Annotated in this window: 16 protein-coding genes; 14 read left to right on the forward strand and 2 right to left on the reverse strand. The window is 33.0% G+C overall.

Translation table 11 applies throughout. The features are described 5' to 3' along the window. Positions 1-47: 47 nt before the first annotated feature. From RBU61_RS06505 to RBU61_RS06520, 4 genes are all read left to right on the forward strand, one after another. Positions 48-983, forward strand: a complete 936-nt coding sequence (locus tag RBU61_RS06505; RefSeq protein WP_308878813.1) for an ABC transporter ATP-binding protein — start codon at positions 48-50, stop codon at positions 981-983. Further along, positions 983-2089, forward strand: a complete 1107-nt coding sequence (locus RBU61_RS06510) for an ABC transporter permease (protein ID WP_308879775.1) — start codon at positions 983-985, stop codon at positions 2087-2089. Before RBU61_RS06505 ends, RBU61_RS06510 begins: the two co-directional genes overlap by 1 nt. Further along, a complete protein-coding gene (locus tag RBU61_RS06515) occupies positions 2082-3134 on the forward strand; it encodes an ABC transporter permease (RefSeq protein WP_308878814.1) in 1053 nt (350 codons plus the stop codon). The genes RBU61_RS06510 and RBU61_RS06515 overlap by 8 nt, the downstream gene beginning before the upstream one ends. A 271-nt stretch (positions 3135-3405) precedes the next feature. Beyond that, the gene (locus tag RBU61_RS06520; protein WP_308878816.1) at positions 3406-4266 is read left to right on the forward strand and encodes an AraC family transcriptional regulator; all 861 of its coding nucleotides are present in this window, start codon (positions 3406-3408) and stop codon (positions 4264-4266) included. Between the two features lie 122 nt (positions 4267-4388). On the opposite strand, the gene RBU61_RS06525 is transcribed toward RBU61_RS06520, so the two are convergent. Then, on the reverse strand, positions 4389-5351 hold the full coding sequence (locus tag RBU61_RS06525; RefSeq protein ID WP_308878817.1) for an AraC family transcriptional regulator: 963 nt from the start codon (positions 5349-5351) through the stop codon (positions 4389-4391). A 292-nt stretch (positions 5352-5643) separates the two neighbouring features. Between RBU61_RS06525 and RBU61_RS06530 the strand changes: the two genes are divergently transcribed. Together RBU61_RS06530 and RBU61_RS06535 are read left to right on the forward strand one after the other, a co-directional pair. Next, positions 5644-5862 (forward strand): cation transporter, encoded by a 219-nt coding sequence (locus tag RBU61_RS06530; protein WP_308878818.1) that lies wholly within the window; start codon positions 5644-5646, stop codon positions 5860-5862. A gap of 67 nt (positions 5863-5929) precedes the next feature. Further along, on the forward strand, positions 5930-7828 hold the full coding sequence (locus tag RBU61_RS06535; protein ID WP_374212490.1) for a heavy metal translocating P-type ATPase: 1899 nt from the start codon (positions 5930-5932) through the stop codon (positions 7826-7828). Positions 7829-7936: 108 nt separating this feature from the next. Here the strand turns inward: RBU61_RS06535 and RBU61_RS06540 are convergent, their stop codons facing one another. Beyond that, positions 7937-8323, reverse strand: a complete 387-nt coding sequence (locus tag RBU61_RS06540) for a metalloregulator ArsR/SmtB family transcription factor (RefSeq protein WP_308878819.1) — start codon at positions 8321-8323, stop codon at positions 7937-7939. Between the two features lie 301 nt (positions 8324-8624). On the opposite strand from RBU61_RS06540, the gene RBU61_RS06545 reads away from it, so the two are divergent. From RBU61_RS06545 to RBU61_RS06580, 8 genes are all read left to right on the forward strand, one after another. Continuing rightward, a complete protein-coding gene (locus tag RBU61_RS06545) occupies positions 8625-9194 on the forward strand; it encodes a TetR-like C-terminal domain-containing protein (protein ID WP_308878820.1) in 570 nt (189 codons plus the stop codon). Positions 9195-9496: 302 nt separating this feature from the next. Further along, on the forward strand, positions 9497-11290 hold the full coding sequence (locus tag RBU61_RS06550) for an oleate hydratase (protein ID WP_308878821.1): 1794 nt from the start codon (positions 9497-9499) through the stop codon (positions 11288-11290). A gap of 96 nt (positions 11291-11386) precedes the next feature. Further along, on the forward strand, positions 11387-13498 hold the full coding sequence (locus RBU61_RS06555; protein ID WP_308878822.1) for a hypothetical protein: 2112 nt from the start codon (positions 11387-11389) through the stop codon (positions 13496-13498). Continuing rightward, positions 13495-14724, forward strand: a complete 1230-nt coding sequence (locus RBU61_RS06560) for a hypothetical protein (protein ID WP_308878823.1) — start codon at positions 13495-13497, stop codon at positions 14722-14724. The genes RBU61_RS06555 and RBU61_RS06560 overlap by 4 nt, the downstream gene beginning before the upstream one ends. Positions 14725-14734: 10 nt before the next feature. After that, complete coding sequence (locus tag RBU61_RS06565) at positions 14735-16672, forward strand: VWA domain-containing protein (protein WP_308878824.1); 1938 nt, start codon at positions 14735-14737, stop codon at positions 16670-16672. 105 nt (positions 16673-16777) lie between these two features. Then, positions 16778-17398 carry a TetR/AcrR family transcriptional regulator gene (locus RBU61_RS06570; RefSeq protein WP_308878825.1) on the forward strand — a complete coding sequence of 207 codons (621 nt, stop codon included), beginning with the start codon at positions 16778-16780 and terminating at the stop codon, positions 17396-17398. Positions 17399-17545: 147 nt separating this feature from the next. Beyond that, positions 17546-18259, forward strand: a complete 714-nt coding sequence (locus tag RBU61_RS06575; protein WP_308878826.1) for an ABC transporter ATP-binding protein — start codon at positions 17546-17548, stop codon at positions 18257-18259. Further along, the gene (locus RBU61_RS06580) at positions 18252-19814 is read left to right on the forward strand and encodes a hypothetical protein (protein ID WP_308878827.1); all 1563 of its coding nucleotides are present in this window, start codon (positions 18252-18254) and stop codon (positions 19812-19814) included. The genes RBU61_RS06575 and RBU61_RS06580 overlap by 8 nt, the downstream gene beginning before the upstream one ends. Positions 19815-19832: the final 18 nt, after the last annotated feature.

Here is a 19832-nt window from a genome sequence, read left to right on the forward strand (position 1 = left end):
TTTCAGGTTAGCCATATCTAACTGGAGGGTGCTGAAAGGAGAATTATATGAATATAGTAAGCGTAAAAAATTTAACCAAAAGATACGAAGATATTACTGCTGTAGATAATGTGAGTTTTGAAGTAAAAAAAGGTGATATTTTAGGATTAGTTGGACCAAATGGTGCTGGTAAAAGTACCACCATTCAAATGATTTCGGGATTACTAATACCTGATAAAGGAGAGATTTTGTTTGAGGAAAATAAAAGTTTTAAAAATTGGCGTTTTCACTTAGGATTAGTACCTCAAGATTTAGCAATTTATCCTGACTTATCTGCTAGGGAAAATGTAACGTTCTTTGCTTCTCTATATGGTTTAAATGGGGAAAATTTAAAAAAGCAAGTTAATGAGTCACTTACTTCCGTTGGGTTACATGAACAAAAAGATAAAAAAGCAAAGCACTTCTCTGGAGGAATGAAAAGAAGACTCAATATTGCTTGTGCAATTACTCATAAGCCTAAGTTAATTATTATGGACGAACCCACTGTAGGAATCGATCCACAATCAAGAAATTTTATTTTAGAAAGTATTAAAAAACTTCAAAATCAGGGAACAACCGTAATTTATACTTCACATTACATGGAAGAAGTCGAAGAAATTTGCAACAAGCTCTTAATCATAGATCATGGACAAATTATTTTATCTGGAGCTACAGATGAGATAAAAGCATTGTATAAAAATAGCAGAATACTGACGGTATCATTTCAATCAGAAACCCTAGATTTTGCAAAAGTAAGAGAGAGCCTATTGAACATAACAGGGGTAACAGAGGTAAATATGAAAAACCAACGCTTGAATATCTATTGTAGGCAAGATATGAATGACTATGATACTGTTTTTAATATACTAAAGCAATTCCATATCTCTATAATTAGTATTGAACATACAGTTCCTACCCTTGAAGAAATCTTTTTATCTTTAACAGGAAAGGAGCTTAGAGATTGATGATAAGACATATGTATATCAAGGAATTAAAACAATTCTTTAGAAAACCATTTAATATTGTATTTATGTTAGTAGTCCCAATGATTCTTATTCTGATTATGGGATATGCCATGTCTAACATAATAGGAGTAACAGGAATAAAAATGGAGACAAAATCCGAAGAAAGTATTCTCTATTACTTAGAAGATAATTATCATTCAAAATATGATAGAGAATTTCAACAGTTTCAAGTAGCAGTAGAAGACAAATTTAATGTAACCTTTGAAAAAGTAAGTGATTATGAAAATGGTTGTGAGAAGGTGGATAAACATAAGGCCATAGCACTTATTAAGCTATCTAACAATGGTTTCTATTATTATCGCTCCCCTTATAATGAAACAAGTACGAGTAAATTAATAAGAGCTTCTTACGAAAATTTGCTAGGAAATATAAGTATATCTTCTGAAGGTTATATTACATCTAAAGAAGTAGAAAAAACAACCCTTGATTCCTATACTTATTTTACTTTTGCAGAATTAGGTTTAATTATAATGTATATTGCTTTGATCGTTGGACAGAGTGTATTCAGTGAAAAAGAAACTAAAGCTTTTGAGAGAATTTATATTTCTAAAATAGGCATAAATAAACTGATGTTAAGCAAAGTTTTATTTGGTACTACAATTGCTGCAATTCAAATCATGCTTGTTTACTTTATGTCTACTATTTTATTAGATGTTCATTGGGGAAAGTACTTTCTATTTATTTTTGGACTTTACCTAGTCTTGGCTTTATTTAGTTCTACCTTAGGTGGAGTAATAGGTTTATTTACAAAGCAGAGAACAGCCTTAAATGACAATATTTTAATGATTTCTATTATATTAGTTCTTATGGGTGGAGGTCTTACTCCTTTATCATACTTAGAATCCATAAAAATAGTATCTATATTGAGTAAAATAAGTCCATTATATTGGGTAACAAATTCCGCATTGGATTTATCAAGCGGTATGCTTACCAATAACTTTTTCGTATCTTTAGCTATGTGTCTTATCATCACTCTTTCTCTTTGGATTATTTACTTATTAAAAAAGAGGGAAGAACAAAGGAAGGGGGTAACCATTTATGTATAATATTTTTAAAAATACTTGGATGATTTTCGTAAGGAATAAGGAGTATATTTCAACAATCGTAGTTGCTCCTGTTATTATGCTCTTAGTTTTCTCTTTTATCCTTTCTTTTCAATCAAAGGTTAATATTGCAATAATTGATCAAGATCATAGCGAAATAGGGTCTATGGTGGAACATACTCTTGATAATACGGATTTGTTTCATACAATTTCTATGGATTTAGATGAAGTGAATCAAAGTATTATTAATAATAAAATTGAATTTGCCGTTGTAATTAAAAACAATACAGAAAGTATAGATTTAACAAAAGATAAGCTCATTGAAATAATAAAGGCAAAGGATTCTAAATTAGCCGATTACATGGAAACTATATTAAATAACAATATAAATGCTAAATTGGCTAATCGTGTTCATGATTTTGAAATACTAAAAAATGAAGTACCAAAAAAGGGAGTGCCTATAAATAATGCCTTAGGTATGGTGATTTTTAAAATGATTGGTTCCTGCTCACTACTTGCTGGATTAATTATTGCAGAAAAAAGGAATGGGATTTTAAATAGAATTTATATGAGCAAAACAAAAATGTCCGCCTATCTATTTGGACGTGGCAGTGTGTTTTTTATCAATTTAGTCTTATTTATTTTTGTTTACTTTATTACATCAAAGATATTCCAATTTGATTTTGCAATGAAAAATCCTTTCAATTTAATAGTTGTTTTTTCTGTATTAGCAATCTTCACTATTGCTTTCGGTTTGGTTTTATCTGCATTTACCAATGATGAAAATCATGTTTGGAACTTTTCGGTTTTAGTTTTACTTCCCAGTTCCATATTATCTGGAGCTTTATTTCCGTATGATGCCATGCCTAAAATAATGCAGACAATAGGAGCACTTTTCCCGCAAAGATGGATTATCTCAGCTATTGAAACATTACAAAATGGAGGAAGTTTAGTAGATACTATGGTTCCCCTAACAAGGGTATTAATTCTCTCAGTTTTATTATTTATTATAGCCGCCAATAGGATCAATCGCCTAAATATTACTTAGATAGTGGCATAGTAATTTAGCCATGATTGATAAAATTGGCAAATAACACAATTCCGTGTTGAGAAATATTGGAGTATACTATAAAATTATAATAACAATGTTGCCTATATCATAATTATTTACTTTTTAAAAACTTATTCAGTAGCTAAAGTGATAGTAGATAAATGTGTAATAAATGTTATATAAAAATAGCCTTCAGACAAAGATGAGCAAACTTGGATAGGAAATATTTTAAGAATAACCTTACAATGTAAATAGGAGGTGATAATAGATGGACTGTATTCAAAGTATACAAAAGGCAATAGAGTATATGGAAGAACATATTCTAGAAAATATTAATTATGAAGATGTGTCGAGGCAGGTATATATGTCAAATTATCATTTTCATAGAATCTTTAGTATGATTACTGGAATAACAGCGAATGAATATATTCGAAATCGAAAACTTTCAATGGCAGGTCAAGAATTGATAATGTCAGATAAGAAAGTAATTGATATTGCAATGAAATATGGATATGATTCTCCTGAAAGTTTTACTAAAGCTTTTTCAAGATTTCATGGAATAACGCCCATCGTGGCAAAACGTTCTGGAATGCAGTTAAAATCATTTAATCGCCTCGTAATGAAAATTAAATTGGAAGGTGGAACGGTTATGAAATACAAAATCGTAGAAAAAGAAGAGTTTAAACTATTGGCTAAAGTCAACGCATTTAGAAATGAATCTATTTCAGAAGAAGGTAATACGGAGATACCAGATTTTTGGAAACAATGTGGAGAGAACGGAGTATTTGATGTGCTGACCAGACATACTATAGAGCATGATGTTTATGGAGTATGTGCTCCTATATCGAAAGAAAGCACCCATTTTGATTATGGTATAGCTATGAAATATGATGGTGAGAAAATTCCAGAAGGATATAAATTATGGCATGTGAAACCAACCTTGTGGGTAGTATTTGAATGTATCGGGGATGATGAAGGATGTATAGGAGAAACGTGGGATAGAATATTTAAAGAATTCTTACCCAGTTCAGATTACAATATGTTGGATGATACAGATTTTGAATTATATCCAGAAAATAATAATTCTGATTGTTTTTGTGAAATATGGATTCCTGTAGAGAAAAAATAATGGAGTATGTAAGAGTAGTATAATCTGTATTGTAGTTAATACACATCTAGCATATGGCTTTGTTTAGTGGAAAGATGAAAATAGCAATGGACGATATAGAAATGGGAAGCTAATAATAAATATTATTGGCTTCCCATTAATCTGTGAATTTTTCTGTATTCCAATGGAGTGACTTTCATTAAGTCTTTGAAAGCAACAGTGAATTTACTCTGACTCTCATAACCGACAGAGATAGAAATATCAGCGATGCTCTGTTCCGTTTCATAAAGCAGTACTGCTGCCTTTCGTATTCGATATTCCTTCATAAAAGCCGCAAGGGATTGACCATATAAATCTTTGAAATGCTTTTTTAGAGCAGTAGCACTGATGCAATATTCCCTGGCCAGCTCTTCAATGGTAAAACGATAGGAGAGCTGCTCAGTAATACGCTTTTGAATTTGTTTTACAATATCAACTTGCTGCCTTGCATAAATGCGTACTTGCTTTTCGCTTGCAGGATCAAAATAGTAAAGGTAGAGTAGCAGTTCCATTATCTTCAGCCGGTAATAGGCCCCTCTGATTGCTTCCGGAACAGAATACATACCTGAAAAAATGTGCTTGATTTGCTCCTTGGATTGTATCATAAAACACTCGTCATGAAGAAAAAAACGTTCTAGTGTTCTGCAGATATTGTTGGGCATACCGGGAAGGAGGTTTTCCCATTGAACTGGTGCTGCATCTAGATCGATAGTGATCACAAGCCCTTGATAATACCCTAGGGGAAGCTCAATGCTGTCCCAATGGTTTTGAGGGTGCCTGAGAAAGATATCGCCCTCACCAACGTATTGTAAGCAACCATCCTTCATTCGGCATTCAACCCGTCCTGCCCAGCAATGATTGATTTCTATGGCATTCTTTGATTTTACTATGCCTGGTGAGTACTGATAAGAAGATATGTCAACCTTTGCAACCTCAATACCCGGAAATATGGGATATACCGATACAGTACCATCTCCATCTTCAAGCTTGAGTTTGTAAGTAGCATGGTCGTGGCTTTTTTCTAAAAGAATTCCTTCATCAAAATGTAAAATTGTATTTAATGTCATTTGATTACCTGCCTTTATATATTCTAATCGTAAAATATCGATTCAACTTATGGACTGTTATTACTGTCATTTATATTTTTTCTAGGGTATTAACAACATAATTATATCATAGGAAGCTATGTATTACTTTACATTTTGTTCCAAATAGACAAAGTTTTAGCCCTATTGGTTTTCTTTTATTACATCTGTTGACATCTTACTGATAAATGAATATACTAAACACATAACGATAAAACAATTGTTTGATTGTTTTATCGTTCAAATTAAATAGATAGTGGGAGGAGCATATATTATGAAAAAAACAATTAAGTTACAAGATCTAGACTGCGCTAATTGCGCTTCTAAAATTGAAAATGCCATTTCAAAAATTGAGGGTGTGACCAGTGTCAAAGTAAACTTCATGGGACAGAAAATGATATTAGAGGCCCCAGATGACAAGTTTGACGAGGTTTTAGCTCAGGCAAAAAAGACTGCGAATAAAATCGAGGCAGATCTTGTATTTTTAGACTAAATATAGAAACGGCAGCGCTATATATACTAAGTCGCTGCCGTTTTAACAGAAAAGGGGGATTACGTTTATGACTAAGAAAGAAAAAAGGCTTCTGATACGAATTTTAATTGCGGGAGCAATCTTTTTTTTAGCTATGCCGATTCATAATAGAGAAGCTCTCGGCTGGAGTTTCCTACAATCACCTATTATGGATTATATTGAATTTCCAGCTTTTCTAATCGCCTACATTATCATCGGAGGCGAAATTGTGAGGAAAGCACTACGAAATATCAGCAAGGGACAGGTTTTTGATGAAAACTTCCTGATGAGTGTTGCCACAATTGGGGCATTTTGTCTTAGAGAGTACGGAGAAGGCGTTGCAGTAATGTTGTTTTACCAAGTAGGAGAGCTGTTCCAATCTTATGCAGTTTCCAGATCACGCCAATCTATTGCCGACCTGATGGATATCCGTCCTGACTATGCAAATGTCTTGCGAGATGGAGAGTTGGTTCAAGTCGATCCAGAAGAGGTAGTTATTGGGGATACGATTGTGGTTATACCGGGAGAACGTATACCACTGGACGGAGTTGTTACAGATGGTCGCTCTACTCTGGACACTTCAGCCCTTACCGGAGAGTCTATTCCACGTGATGTGAATACTGGTGATGAGGTTATCAGCGGATGTATCAATCAGACTGGTAAGCTAACCATCGAAGTTTCAAAAGAGTTTGGAGAGTCTACTGTTTCAAAAATTTTGGAGCTGGTGGAAAATGCTTCAGATAAGAAGAGTAAAAGTGAAAACTTTATTACCCGTTTTGCCCGTTATTATACACCGGTTGTAGTTTTTGCTGCTATAGCACTTGCAATTATACCGCCACTTGTTACTGGGCAATCATTTGTAATTTGGATTGAACGTGCACTTACATTCCTTGTAATTTCATGTCCATGTGCACTGGTTATCTCAGTACCTCTCAGCTTCTTTGGAGGAATTGGAGGCGCATCTAAATGCGGCGTTTTAGTAAAAGGCAGCAACTATTTGGAATTGCTTGCTGACACTGAAATCGTTGTATTTGATAAAACAGGTACACTTACAAAAGGAAATTTTGTTGTAAGTGAGGTTCATGCTCTTAACATGAGTAAAGAGGAACTAATAGAAGTTGCAGCTCATGCAGAAGATTATTCTAGTCACCCCATTGCCGCAAGTATCAAGAAAGCCTATGGCAAAACTGTGGATTCTTCATTGATAAAAGATATTGAAGAAATTGCTGGTCACGGTGTGAAGGCTACAATTGATGACAAGGAAGTGCTTGCAGGTAATGCAAGGCTTATGAAACTGAAAGATATCTCATATGAAGAGTCATCTTCTGTTGGTACTGTTGTTCACATTGCCATTGATGGCGCATATGCTGGATATATCCTTATTGCTGATGAAATAAAGGCAGATTCACCTAAGGCTATCCGTGAGCTTAAAGAAGCAGGAGTCAAACAGACGGTTATGCTCACAGGTGATGCCGAAGCTGTAGGGCAGAATGTAGCCTCCCAGCTGAAATTAGATAAAGCATATACGGAGCTGCTACCTGCTGATAAAGTAACACAGCTTGAGAAGCTGATGAAGCAAAAAGGTGAGAAAGCAATGTTGGCCTTTGTCGGTGATGGTATCAATGATGCTCCCGTTCTTGCACGGGCTGATGTGGGAATTGCCATGGGGGGTCTTGGCTCTGATGCAGCCATTGAAGCCGCAGATGTTGTAATAATGACAGACGAACCTTCAAAGATTGCTACAGCAATGAAAATAAGTAGAAAAACTCTACGCATTGTAAAACAGAATATTATTTTCGCGTTGTTTGTAAAGTTAGTAGTATTGGTGCTTGGAGCCTTTGGCCTTGCTAATATGTGGGGAGCAGTATTTGCAGATGTGGGTGTTTCAATTATTGCCATACTAAACGCTGTCCGCGCATTGAATGTAAAAAAATATAGTCATTCGTAAAGTAATGACGAGAGATAGATATAGTATTATTTTTCCTTATGAAACAGCAGCTTATCCTAGTATTTTAAACGTGCTATTCACAATCAGACGTGAATAGCACGTTTTCATTTAACAGTCTTTATAGTCGATAATTCCCTTGTTTGGGCAGGTCATTTGAAAAAAGTTATCTATCATTTGATGGGTAAGATGAGCGGTCTCCGTATCAGCTAATGTGTAGTAAACTTCCTTGCCGTCACGTCTGCTGGAAATGAGACCACTAAGCTTTAAGGACTTTAAGTGATGAGATACCGCCGCAGTACTCATACCAATGGCTGCTGCAATATTGATACCACATTCTTCACAATGACATAAAAGCCACAAAATTCGAAGTCTTGTGCCATCGCAAAGTTGTTGAAAAACAGCAGATGCATCTGAAAAATAATTTTCATCGGGCATTTTGTCAAGGATCTTTTCAACATTTTGACCATGGTTATGAGGTAAGCATTTTTTATCCATACAGATACCACCTTTCAAATTAAACAAGTATTTGATTGTTCAATTATATTCTAGCACTGTAAATTTGTCAATTCCTTGCACAGAAGGGAGGAGGAAAAATGACACTGAATAATACATCTATTCATGAAATAACAGTAAAACAAATGGTAAGTTAAGAGTATTTGTTCTTAACTTCCTATTCGTATATTTAAAGAAACACAAGTTGGGAAGTATAATAGATCATATGATCATAGATTATTTGCAAACAGCCTACTATGTGTTATAATTTTTAATACAGATAAAGGGTTAAGGAGGTGGCGACTTGGCACAGCAATATACTAAAAAAATGATTCGAGAAGAATTCATAAAGATGCTGAATGAGAGTCCACTTAATAAAATCACAGTTAAGGATATTGCTATAGCATGTGAGATCAATAGAAATACTTTTTATTACTACTACACGGATGTATATGCACTTCTGTCAGAGATATTCCAAACAGAGCTTCAGACAGTCATTAATGAATATAATGATACACTCTCCTGGGAGGAGAGCTTTATTGTGGCTGCTAAATTTGCTTTAGAAAACAGAGCGGCTGTTTATCATGTATATAATTCTATGCAGAGAGAAGAATTAGTGAATTATATATATAATGTATCAGGGAATGTCATGATGCGATATATTGAAAAAGTAAGCGATGGTATCTCAGCTTCTTTAGAAGATAGAAAACTGATTGCTTCTTTTTATCAGTGTGCCCTCACTGAAATGGTATTACACTGGATCGCTTCTGGAATGAAGGGAGACCCTGATACTATAATCAGACGAATCGGGTATCTCTTCGATGGAAACATAGAGTTATCTCTTAAACGAAGTGCTGGTTTAAATGATGTCTAGTAAAAAACAATAGGAGAATCCTTCCGCATCAGACATTTTAACTTTAATGCCTAAAAACTAGACAAACAAACTGCAGTGTTCGAAATTCGAACACTGCAGTTTGTTTATCTAATGAAAAAGATATAAAAAAGCTATATTATAGATTTATACAAACTTTATAAATAATAAGTATTCAAAAATTAAAAGGAGGACTTATTATTTATTACACCATATTGGCATGCTAATAGAGTGAACAGAGAAGAACTGCAAATTAATAATAGGATTAGAAGAATATCAAAAAAATTAAGAAAGAGGGAGATACAATGAAATTAAAAACATATGACGATAGACTTAAACTTACAAATGGAAGTTATCATTCTTTAGTAAATGCAAGAAAGCCTAAAGGAATTGAAGAGAAAAAAGCTTATTTAATTGGGACAGGAATTGGAGCATTGGCTGCTGGCTGTTTTTTAATTCGTGATGCTCACATGGATGGCAGCAAGATCACGTTTTTAGAACAATTAGATATTCCTGGTGGATCTTTAGATGGTGCAGTTCGCCAGAATGCAGGTTATGTAGCACGTGGCGGACGTGAAATGGGACATTATTTTGAAGTTTTATGGAATCTATTTAGTTCATTACCATCTACAGAAGACCCTAATATGACTGTGTTGGATCACTTCTATTATACAAATTATGATGACCCAAATTTTAGCAATTGTCGTATTACAAAAAACCAGGGTGAACGCTATGACAATGGAAAATTCAACTTAGGTCAAGAATTAGCAAAGGAATTAGCTGCTTTTACAATGATGTCAGATGATAGTCTTCAAAATAAATCAATTGAGGATATTTTTTCTGAAGAACTATTAAATAGTGATTTCTGGACATATTGGAGAACTATGTTTGCTTTTGAAAACTGGCATAGTGCTTTAGAGATGAAATTATATATGAATCGTTTTATTCACCATGTTGGAGGGCTTCCAGACCTTTCAGCTTTACAATTCTCACGTCATGACCAATATACTTCATTTGTAAAACCAATGGTTAAATATTTAGAAGATCATGGTGCTAAATTTGAATATGGAATCACTGTCGATAATGTGGAGTTCCTAATTTCAGAGGATAAAAAAGTTGCAAAGAAAATAGTTGCAAAAGATAAAAATGGAAAAGATGTTTCTATTGATTTAACAGAAAATGATTTAGTATTTATCACCAATGGTTCTATGACTGAAGGCTCTGGATATGGTGACGACAACACACCTGCTCCATTTAACAAAGAGATAGGTGGATGCTGGAACTTATGGAGAAATATAGCAGCTCAATCAGATGAGTTTGGAAGACCAGATAAATTCTGTACAGAGCCAGAAAAATCTAATTGGGAATCTTGTACAGTAACTTGTCATGATGAACGTGTTCCTAAATATATTGAAAAAATTACAAAACGTTCTCCATATGGCGGACGTACTGTAACAGGTGGTATAGTAACAGCCCTTGATTCTTCATGGTTAATGAGCTGGACAATAAATCGTCAAGAACAATATTATGGACAGCCTGAAAAGGATGTTGTTGTTTGGGTATATGGTTTATTCTCTGATACTCCTGGAGACTATATTAAGAAACCTATGAGAGATTGTACTGGTAAGGAAATCACAAAAGAATGGTTATATCATATAGGAGTTCCTACAGAGGAAATAGAAGAGTTAGCAGGATCTTGTACTGCAGTTCCTGTTATGATGCCATATATCACATCTCAATTTATGCCTCGTGAATTTGGAGATCGTCCATATGTTGTACCAAAGAATGCAGTAAACTTTGCTTTCCTTGGACAATTTGCCGAAACCCTAGATGACCCAGGACGTGATACAGTATTTACTATTGAATACTCAGGACGTACGGCTATGGAAGCAGTATATGTTTTAACTGGAGTTGAAAAAGGAGTTCCTGAGGTCTATGCTTCAAGATATGATATGCGTTATTTATTAAATGCAGGTAAATGTTTATTAGATGGTGAAAAACCAGAAGTAAATCTATCACCAATGACTAAACAAATGATTGCACAACAAATAGCAGGAACAGAAATTGAAGTATTATTGAAAGATTATGGAATTCTTTAATCACATTTAAACTTAATAATTTAATTAAAATCCCGAATTTTCAAAGTCGGGATTTTAATTTATATTTGTCTACTACCACTAAAGGAGGGAAATTTTGTGGATAAAAAGAAAGATCTTAAAATAGATTATATTCCTACCATAGAGGAAATGGAAAATTGGTATGAAGAAGACTTGCGAAATGAAGCTTCAAGATCATGGGAATATGAAAATAATAAAAAAATAGAAGAAGAAGGATTATTCTTTAAAACATTTAGAAGACTGGAAGAAATAGATGATAAAGTTCTCTTTGATTCTAAAAAAGATAATGTCTACTATGAAAAATATAAAAAATATCTAGAAGAAGAGACAGAGAATAAAGCAAGGGAAATACAGGAAATTGAAAATTTAATTGAATATGAAAAATTCTTTCTCCGTTGGGAAAGGAGAGTCAATAGAGAAAAAAATGGTTCTAGTCATTATGGAAGCAATTCAGCTACAAGGTATCGAGTTGATTCTATAAAAAGATTAGAGAAAAAGTTAGAAAATATACTAGATACTTCTCCAGAAGGGTGGGAGTACTATTATAAAAATCAGTTAATAGGGGATATAGAAAACAAACAACAACAGCGTTTAGTAAATGTTCCATATGTAGCCAAAGCAAAACAAAAAGTAATGGAATCTTTAAACTTAGGAACTCCTGTATATATTGTGGGGCATTTAGGAAGTGGAAAAACACAATTAGCAACTGAAGCAGCTTTGGACTTTACTATTGAAAATAAGGTCCAAAGTGAATTAGAGGATAAAATGGAAAATTGGTATTCTATAAATTCAAATGCAACAGAAAAAGATGCTATTGAGAAATTTAGAGAGTTCAATGAAGAAAGAAAAGATTACTATAAAAATATTTTGGTAAATGGAAGTAAAGAGGAAATAGAAGTATTACAGCCATTATTCATATCTGGATCTCATAATTTAACTTATGAAGATATGTTTGTAGAAAAAACCTTATCTCTTAACCATAGTTTTTCTCAAGGCTCCTTTTCAGATTATCTCAATATGATTATAGAAGATTTTTATGAGTGGATGGATAAGCATAAAGAAAGATTAGATAAGATGACTGGCGAAGAGCAATTACAACTTAAAATTCAGATATGGAAAAGCTTTTCCGATTTGTTGGTGGCAAGTAATAGTGCCTTTGGTACTGAAATCAGAAAAATAGAAAGAGAAATTTTAATCGCAGTAAAGGAAGGGCGTACTGTAATAGTAGATGAATTAAATACAATTGCAATGCAAAACTTAATTGGATTAAATGATATATTACAGCGTCATGCAGGAAGTACAGCTTACATTACAGGAGTTGGTCCAGTAGTAATTAAACATGGATTTGGATTTATAGGTACAGGAAATCTATCAACTCAAATGGTTAACTATGAAGGAACAAATGAATTAAATCCAGCTTTTAAATCACGATTTGTAACTATTGAATACAATTATATACCTCAAAATGTAATTGGGTCTTTAGAAGATCAAGAACTCCTAGAAATAAACCAACTTTTTAGAGTAATAATTACAGGATTAGCTGATAAAAGTGGGAATATTCATATTCCCAACCCTAAAAGAACATTAGAAGAATTATTTAGATTTTCTCAACTATGTAAAGTTACACAAAACGTTTTTATGGGCAAATGGAATGACAACGAAGATCATAGTGATTCTGGAATAGAAGATTTAGAGTTAAGAGAATCTGTATTATCTGTTCGTAATATTCTGCACGTTTTAGATAATTGGAATCAAGGGGAAGAAAAAGATCTAAGCAAAGCTTTATGGGACGGATTTATAAGTTCAATTACTTATGCTGATGACCAAAACTATATTCTATCGCAAGCAGTTCGTTTTGGGTTCTTTCCTGTAAATGAAGGATGGAATGTTGAGACAAAAGCCATAGGAGGAGGTACAACTACCTATGAAGAAATTCGTACCCGCCCATACAATTATATTCGCCCTAAAATAGAAACTTTGAGCTATTTAGATGTAATTCATCTTGTATTTGGCAAAGGACCTGGCAGAAAAACTTTACCAAAAGAGTTAATAGAAAGATTTGAAGATAATATAGATAATTTAAAACAGATTGATGTAAACAAATATCAAGAATTAGACCAGCAGCTATTTCATTTAGAACATTCAAAGAATCTGCTAGAATATTTGGAGGATAATGGAGGGAAAAAATGAAAGTAAATTTGTCTATAGATGGAGAGCACTTTAAGAATGAAGTCAAGAATTTAAGAAATAAGCTGGAGGAATGTAAAAAAACAGGTATTTTAGATAATGATTTTGAAGATAGATTAAAAAGACTCTTACAAATGGAAGATAGTCTACTAAGAGATTTAATTCCATATTACCGAACTAATCTAGATAATATTAAAAAAACTTCTATGGAGGTAATTCCCATAAAGGAATTAGGATCTTTTAGTTCTCACGGTTTTCCACAAAATATATTAAGAATCAATAAAAATCTTTTTATCACCAGCAGTATAAATAGTAAAGTACAATTCTTTTATATAAATATTCCAAAAAAAATATCTGAAGAAAATGAAATAGAGGTGGAATGGAGTCTACCTATAAAGGAGATAAAAGAAAGAATTTCATTTATATATAAACTAAATCATAAAGAAATCCTGCTTTTAGGTGTAAAAGGAGGATGTTATATACTTTCAAGTGATGATTTTGATAAATTACCAGATATTAATGAGCAGATTAAAGTTAAAAGAATTCATATAGATTCTGATTTTAAAGGATCTGGAAGGACTTTAGAGATTGGAGATAATCTATTTGTAACAGGGAATGAAGAAGATACATTAACTTTATTTGAAATAGTGAAGGAAAAGGGTGAATACTCTTTAAATTTTCATACAGATATATCTTGTATTATTCCAAACTGGACTGCCATGGAAAAAATAGATGAAGACTGCTTTATAGTTGGAACAAAAGATGGAATAATATATTTTGTTAAATATGAAAATAGTCAGCTTAGAGTCCTAGGAGAAACTGATATGTTCCATAATAGAATAAGAAAAATCAATTGTCTAGAGGATGGAAAAGGTAATAAGAAATCTCTTATGGTAATCGGAAACAAAGGAAAATGTAAAATATTTTCTTTATATGAAGATACAATTTTAGAAAATCATGACTTAAAAGGCAATTTATTTGACCTTCAATCTGAAAAAGGTACTGCTGTAGTTTTAAGTGAAGATGGAATTATATACTTATTTGAAGAGAATTTTGGGAATTGGTATTTAAATAAAGAGGCGACCATCAATAATATGTTCTTTACAAATATATTTAAATTAAGCATTTCAAAATATTTGCTTATGGATATAGAAGGTAAATTAAATCTTTTGGACATTGATGGAATTTATACATCTCAGGATCTATGGAGTATCGCTCTATACCAGTAGGAGGTAAACTATGTTTGATGAACAAACTTTAATTGAGGAATCTAAAAAACATTGCGAAGAATTTTTACAAAAACAACAACGATCACTGGCTACATTTACAAAAGATTCTAGCTTAATATATATTCCTGATGAAAAGTTAGAGAGATTTAGATTAGATTCTTCCAAAGGAATTCTGTATTTGCCTTTGGCTAGTTTTTTAGATAAAGATTTGGATGAAAATCAAATGATGTGGCATATCTATTATGAGTTAGCCTTATATCCTGATTGGAGAAAACAAACTAGAATGTATTTAAATAGAAAAAAACATTGGCAGAAAGAAATTGACAGTATGACAAATTATATTCTAGATAGAATAAAAAAAGAGGGGTTGGAAAAAGACTCTGCATATGAGCCTAAGATTATTTCAAATTATGTAAAAAAAGAAGTTCTTGATTTATTATATTCCTTAGATAAGTATATTTCTTTTTTAAGGGTTTTACAGTTATGTCCCATATACAGAGATGAGGAAAATTTTGAAAAAATCATTTTATATATGAAGGAAATAGGTAAGACTGTTGAAGGAATCTCAGAAATCCCTAAGCATAGGGCTTTTATAAACAGTTTTTTAATTATTGAATTATATAAAACTGAACCTAAATTTGAAGAAGGTGTCGAAAATCCATTTCATAGGAAGGTTTTTAATGAACCTTTTTTTGACTTTGTTCGTTATCAGTTAATGAGACAGATAAATAACGAGCAAGGAATTATGGAAAGAGACCCATTTATTCAATCTTTTATCTTTCCAGCTTTTAAAGAATTATGGAAACAGGAAATTGATGAAATGATATTTTATAAATCAAAGGAAGGTAAAGAGGAAAGTATAAAAGGAGGGGAAAACCCCTTTAAACAGGATGATATAGATGAAGTACAAGAATCTCTGGAATCTACCTATGAAGAAGTAGAAAGGATTTTAGAGGAAATGCTGGAGCAACAAGACCAAATGGTTTCCAGCGTAGAAAATATCATGAATAATAAAATGGATTTAGAATGTTATGGAATCAGCCAAGGTGATCAACAGTTATTTCAGTTTTATTCAAATAAGATGAAAAAAGAAAGAGAAGAAATGCGTCAATTTTGGAAGAAATTAATAGGAGATGCTAAGGAAGAAATAAGTGTAAAAAAAGACCATGAAATAAAGGGGAAACTGGATATAGGTAATTTGATTAGTTTTTATCCAGATTTTATCGAAGCTGAAAAAAAGGGAAACTATAAAAACCTCCCGATTTTCAATAGATACCTTCTAGAATCTCAAACAGATATATTGCCTGAAAGAATAGAGATTTCTTTTGTTATAGATAATTCAGGCTCAATGGATCCTAGGAAAATTGAAGCAGCAAGAAAAGCATTGGCAGTAACATTATTGTCAATAGATGATTTCAATAGATATTTAAAAAATAATTCAGAACAGTTGAATCAGAAAATTGAAGTTTTAAGTGAAACTTGGTTTTTTGGAAGTAAATATTATAATGTTAAAGAATTTAATCATAAAAATCTACAGGAAAAGGAAAAAAGTGAAATAATTCGTTCCATTGTAAGACTAGATGGAACAGATGGAGCAACTGATGATGGAAGTTGTCTAAAAGAAATATCCAATAGGATTACGCCTAGACAGGCAAGAGAACTTAAAAAGGGAAGTCAAATAAAGATAGTTTTTCAAGTTACAGACGGTGCATCTAGTTTTCCGGGATTAGCAAAGGAAGCTGTAGAGGAATTATTGTCTAAGAATGTGGAAGTATATGGATTTCAAATAGGGAAAAATAATCAAGCCAATGAAAAGATATTTAACTTTGTATGGAATGAAGGATATAAAGAACCACATGGAGTAATAATGGGTGAAGAAGTAGAAAAGTTGCCAAAAGAATTGCTAAAAGCTGTAGGAAAAAATATGAAGTCTATTTTTAATAATTAGTTGGATAAGCGTTAGGACGGTATTACCAAACATAATAAGTATAACTTGCAATTGACAATTTGTCAGTTGTGAGTTATACTATGATTTACAGGGAGGGATTTTTTAATGCGAGATGTAAAAGAGCCGGAAGTTCGCAGGGCAGAGATCATGGCTGCTGCAGCTGAGCTATTCGTAACAAAAGGCTATCTAAATACTACAACCCAAGACATCATTGATGAATTGAAAATATCCCGTGGTCTGTTATATTACCACTTCAAAAATAAAGAAGATATTTTGTTCTGTATGGTCGAGAAGTATTCTGAACCTTTATTGTGTCAGTTAAAGACTTTAGCCTATTCGGAAAAGAAAACCGCAATTGAAAAAGTACAGCAGTTCATTGAAGTAACTCTAATTTCACCAGAAAGCATAACTGGTGAAAAAATAGAACTACAAAACTCCGTCAATTTGGAAGAAAACCGATACATGATGGATAGGTTCAATCACAAATTCTGCAATATTGTGATAGAATACTTTACTCATATTATTGAGCAAGGGAATGAGGAAGGTGTTTTTCATGTAGCACATCCTAAGGAAACAGCGGCTTTTTTAATTACTGGATATGCTTTTGTTTCTAATGATTTGAAAATTATATATCATGATTATGGATATATGGAAAAATATCTTGTGGCATATAAACAGATTCTAGAACGAACACTAGGGACGAAAGAACATATTTTCTTCTCATAATTGCACCAATGGGAAATATACCTATTGGGCAATTTTTAACCACAATACTGACACTTTGTCAGTATGTTTTAAATCTTACCGATAGTTATGGCTGTCGGTTTATTTCAAAATCAACACTGACAATTTGTCAGTAGAGGGGGAAAAGAAATGTTAAAAATTAATAATCTTACCAAAACCTATGACGGTGAAAAGAAAGCAGCTGATAACCTAAGTCTCAAGATTGAGGCAGGAGACATTTATGGCTTTATTGGAGCTAATGGAGCTGGAAAAACATCAACCATTAAGTCAATTGTTGGAATTCATGACTTCGAAAGCGGAGAAATCACAGTAGATGGACATTCTATAAAATTGGAACCGATGAAATGCAAGGCTATGATGGCATATATACCTGATAATCCAGATTTATACGAACATTTGACGGGCTATCAATATATCAATTTTATTGCTGACCTTTATAATGTTTCTAACACAGAACGTAAAGAAAAGGTTCAGAAGTATAGTGATATTTTCCAGATGACATCCAGCTTGGGAAATGTGATTTCTTCTTATTCCCATGGTATGAAGCAAAGAACAGCGATTATTGCAGCCATGGTACACTCTCCAAAACTTTTAATTTTAGATGAGCCATTCGTTGGACTTGACCCAAAAGCTACCTATGCTCTAAAACAGATTATGCAAGAATTAGTAGCAAATGGTGGTGCAATTTTCTTTTCTACCCATGTGCTTGATGTGGCAGAAAAACTCTGTAATAAAATTGCAATTATTAAACAAGGAAAACTGGTTGCCAGTGGTTTGACTGAAACGGTGAAAGGTAATAGTTCACTGGAAGAAGTATTTATGGAGGTTCAGGGAGATGAATAGGACTTGGCTGCTACTCAAAACACAACTTTACAATTATTTCTCTATTAATGAGATTATGGAACCGAATAGCCAAAAGAAAAATGCCTCTTTTATTGCAGGGATTGGAGTACTTACCATTGGATTGTTTCTTTGTGTCTATAATGTATTAACAGCAATTTCTCTTGTAGAGATGGGTCAACAAAACTTAATACCAGCCTACATGGTAGCAGTATCTAGCTTTGCTATTTTATTACTTAGTATGTTTAACTCAAATGGTATTCTTTTTGGGAGTCAAGATTTTGAAATGCTTTCAGCTTTACCAATTAAATCTAGTGAAATTATAAGCAGTAAATTTTGGTTCATGTATTTGCTAAATTTAGTTTTAGGATTTGTGTTTATGGTTCCGGGAGGGATTGTATGGGCGATCCATTCTAATCTGAATGTTCTATTCCTACTCCTATATATTATCACAATATTTTTTGTTCCACTTATTCCGATGTGTATAGCGGCTTTGATTGGTGTTGGAATTGTTTTGCTATCTTCTAAGTTCAGGAATAAGAATATTTTTTCTCTACTGTTTAGTTTTATGATGTTAGGAGTGATTGGATATATCGGTTTTTCCAGTACTCAGAGTGGAACAGCCAATGGTAATATTGGGGCAATGCTTGCTGACCAGATTAGTGGAATGTATCCGTTATCACGTTGGTTCCTGATAAAAGACAATTATCCATTCACAGGAGCAATTTTATTCCTGCTTATATCTGCAACAATCTTTTTCCTGTTTATAAAAATTGTTGCAGGAAAATACAACCAAATGAATTCAATCCTTATGCAGGCTGCTGGAAAATCAGTAAAGCGAAAAGAAAATCTAAAACACTATTCCAGATTTATGGCTCTGTATCAAAAAGAGTTTGGTCGTTTTTTCAGCTCATATATGTACGTATTGAATACTAGCCTTGGTGTAGTTCTTCTTTGTATTTCAAGTATCGTTTTTGCTGTAGTATCTCCAGATACACTTGCAAGACACATAGGAGTTGAAAACATTGATGTTTTTTTCGGACAGTTCGCCCCGATTATAATTGCGTCTATGCTTTCTCTTAGCTGTCCAGCAGCCTCCTCTATTTCTTTAGAGGGGAAAAATATCTGGATTTTACAGAGTGCTCCTTTATCCATGAAAACATTCCTAAAAAGCAAGATTGCAGTAAATCTTACATTACACAGCTTTGGATATTGGCTTGCTGTCATGTCGTTTTCGTTCAAGTTAAAATTAGATGGGTTCCAGCTTATTACACTTTTTGCCATACCTGCTGTTTACTCTATTTTTACAGCAGTACAAGGAAGTTACTTTAATAGTCGCTTCCCAAACTTTGAATGGGAAAATGAAACATTATTAGTGAAACAGAGTATTCCTGTAATTCTATCGAGTGCTGTTGGTATGGTGGCGGTTGCAATTCCCGTTTTGATACACTGGTTTTTAGATTTTTCCCTCCTACTTACTTTATGGGGCATGGCACTCATTCTGTCGGTTATCACATGCTTACTTTATCGCAAGGCATGTAAAATAAAAATTATTTAAATTTAGGAGGATGGCAAA

This window comes from Tissierella sp. MB52-C2 (genome assembly GCF_030931715.1).
In the GTDB taxonomy this organism is placed as follows: domain Bacteria; phylum Bacillota; class Clostridia; order Tissierellales; family Tissierellaceae; genus Tissierella.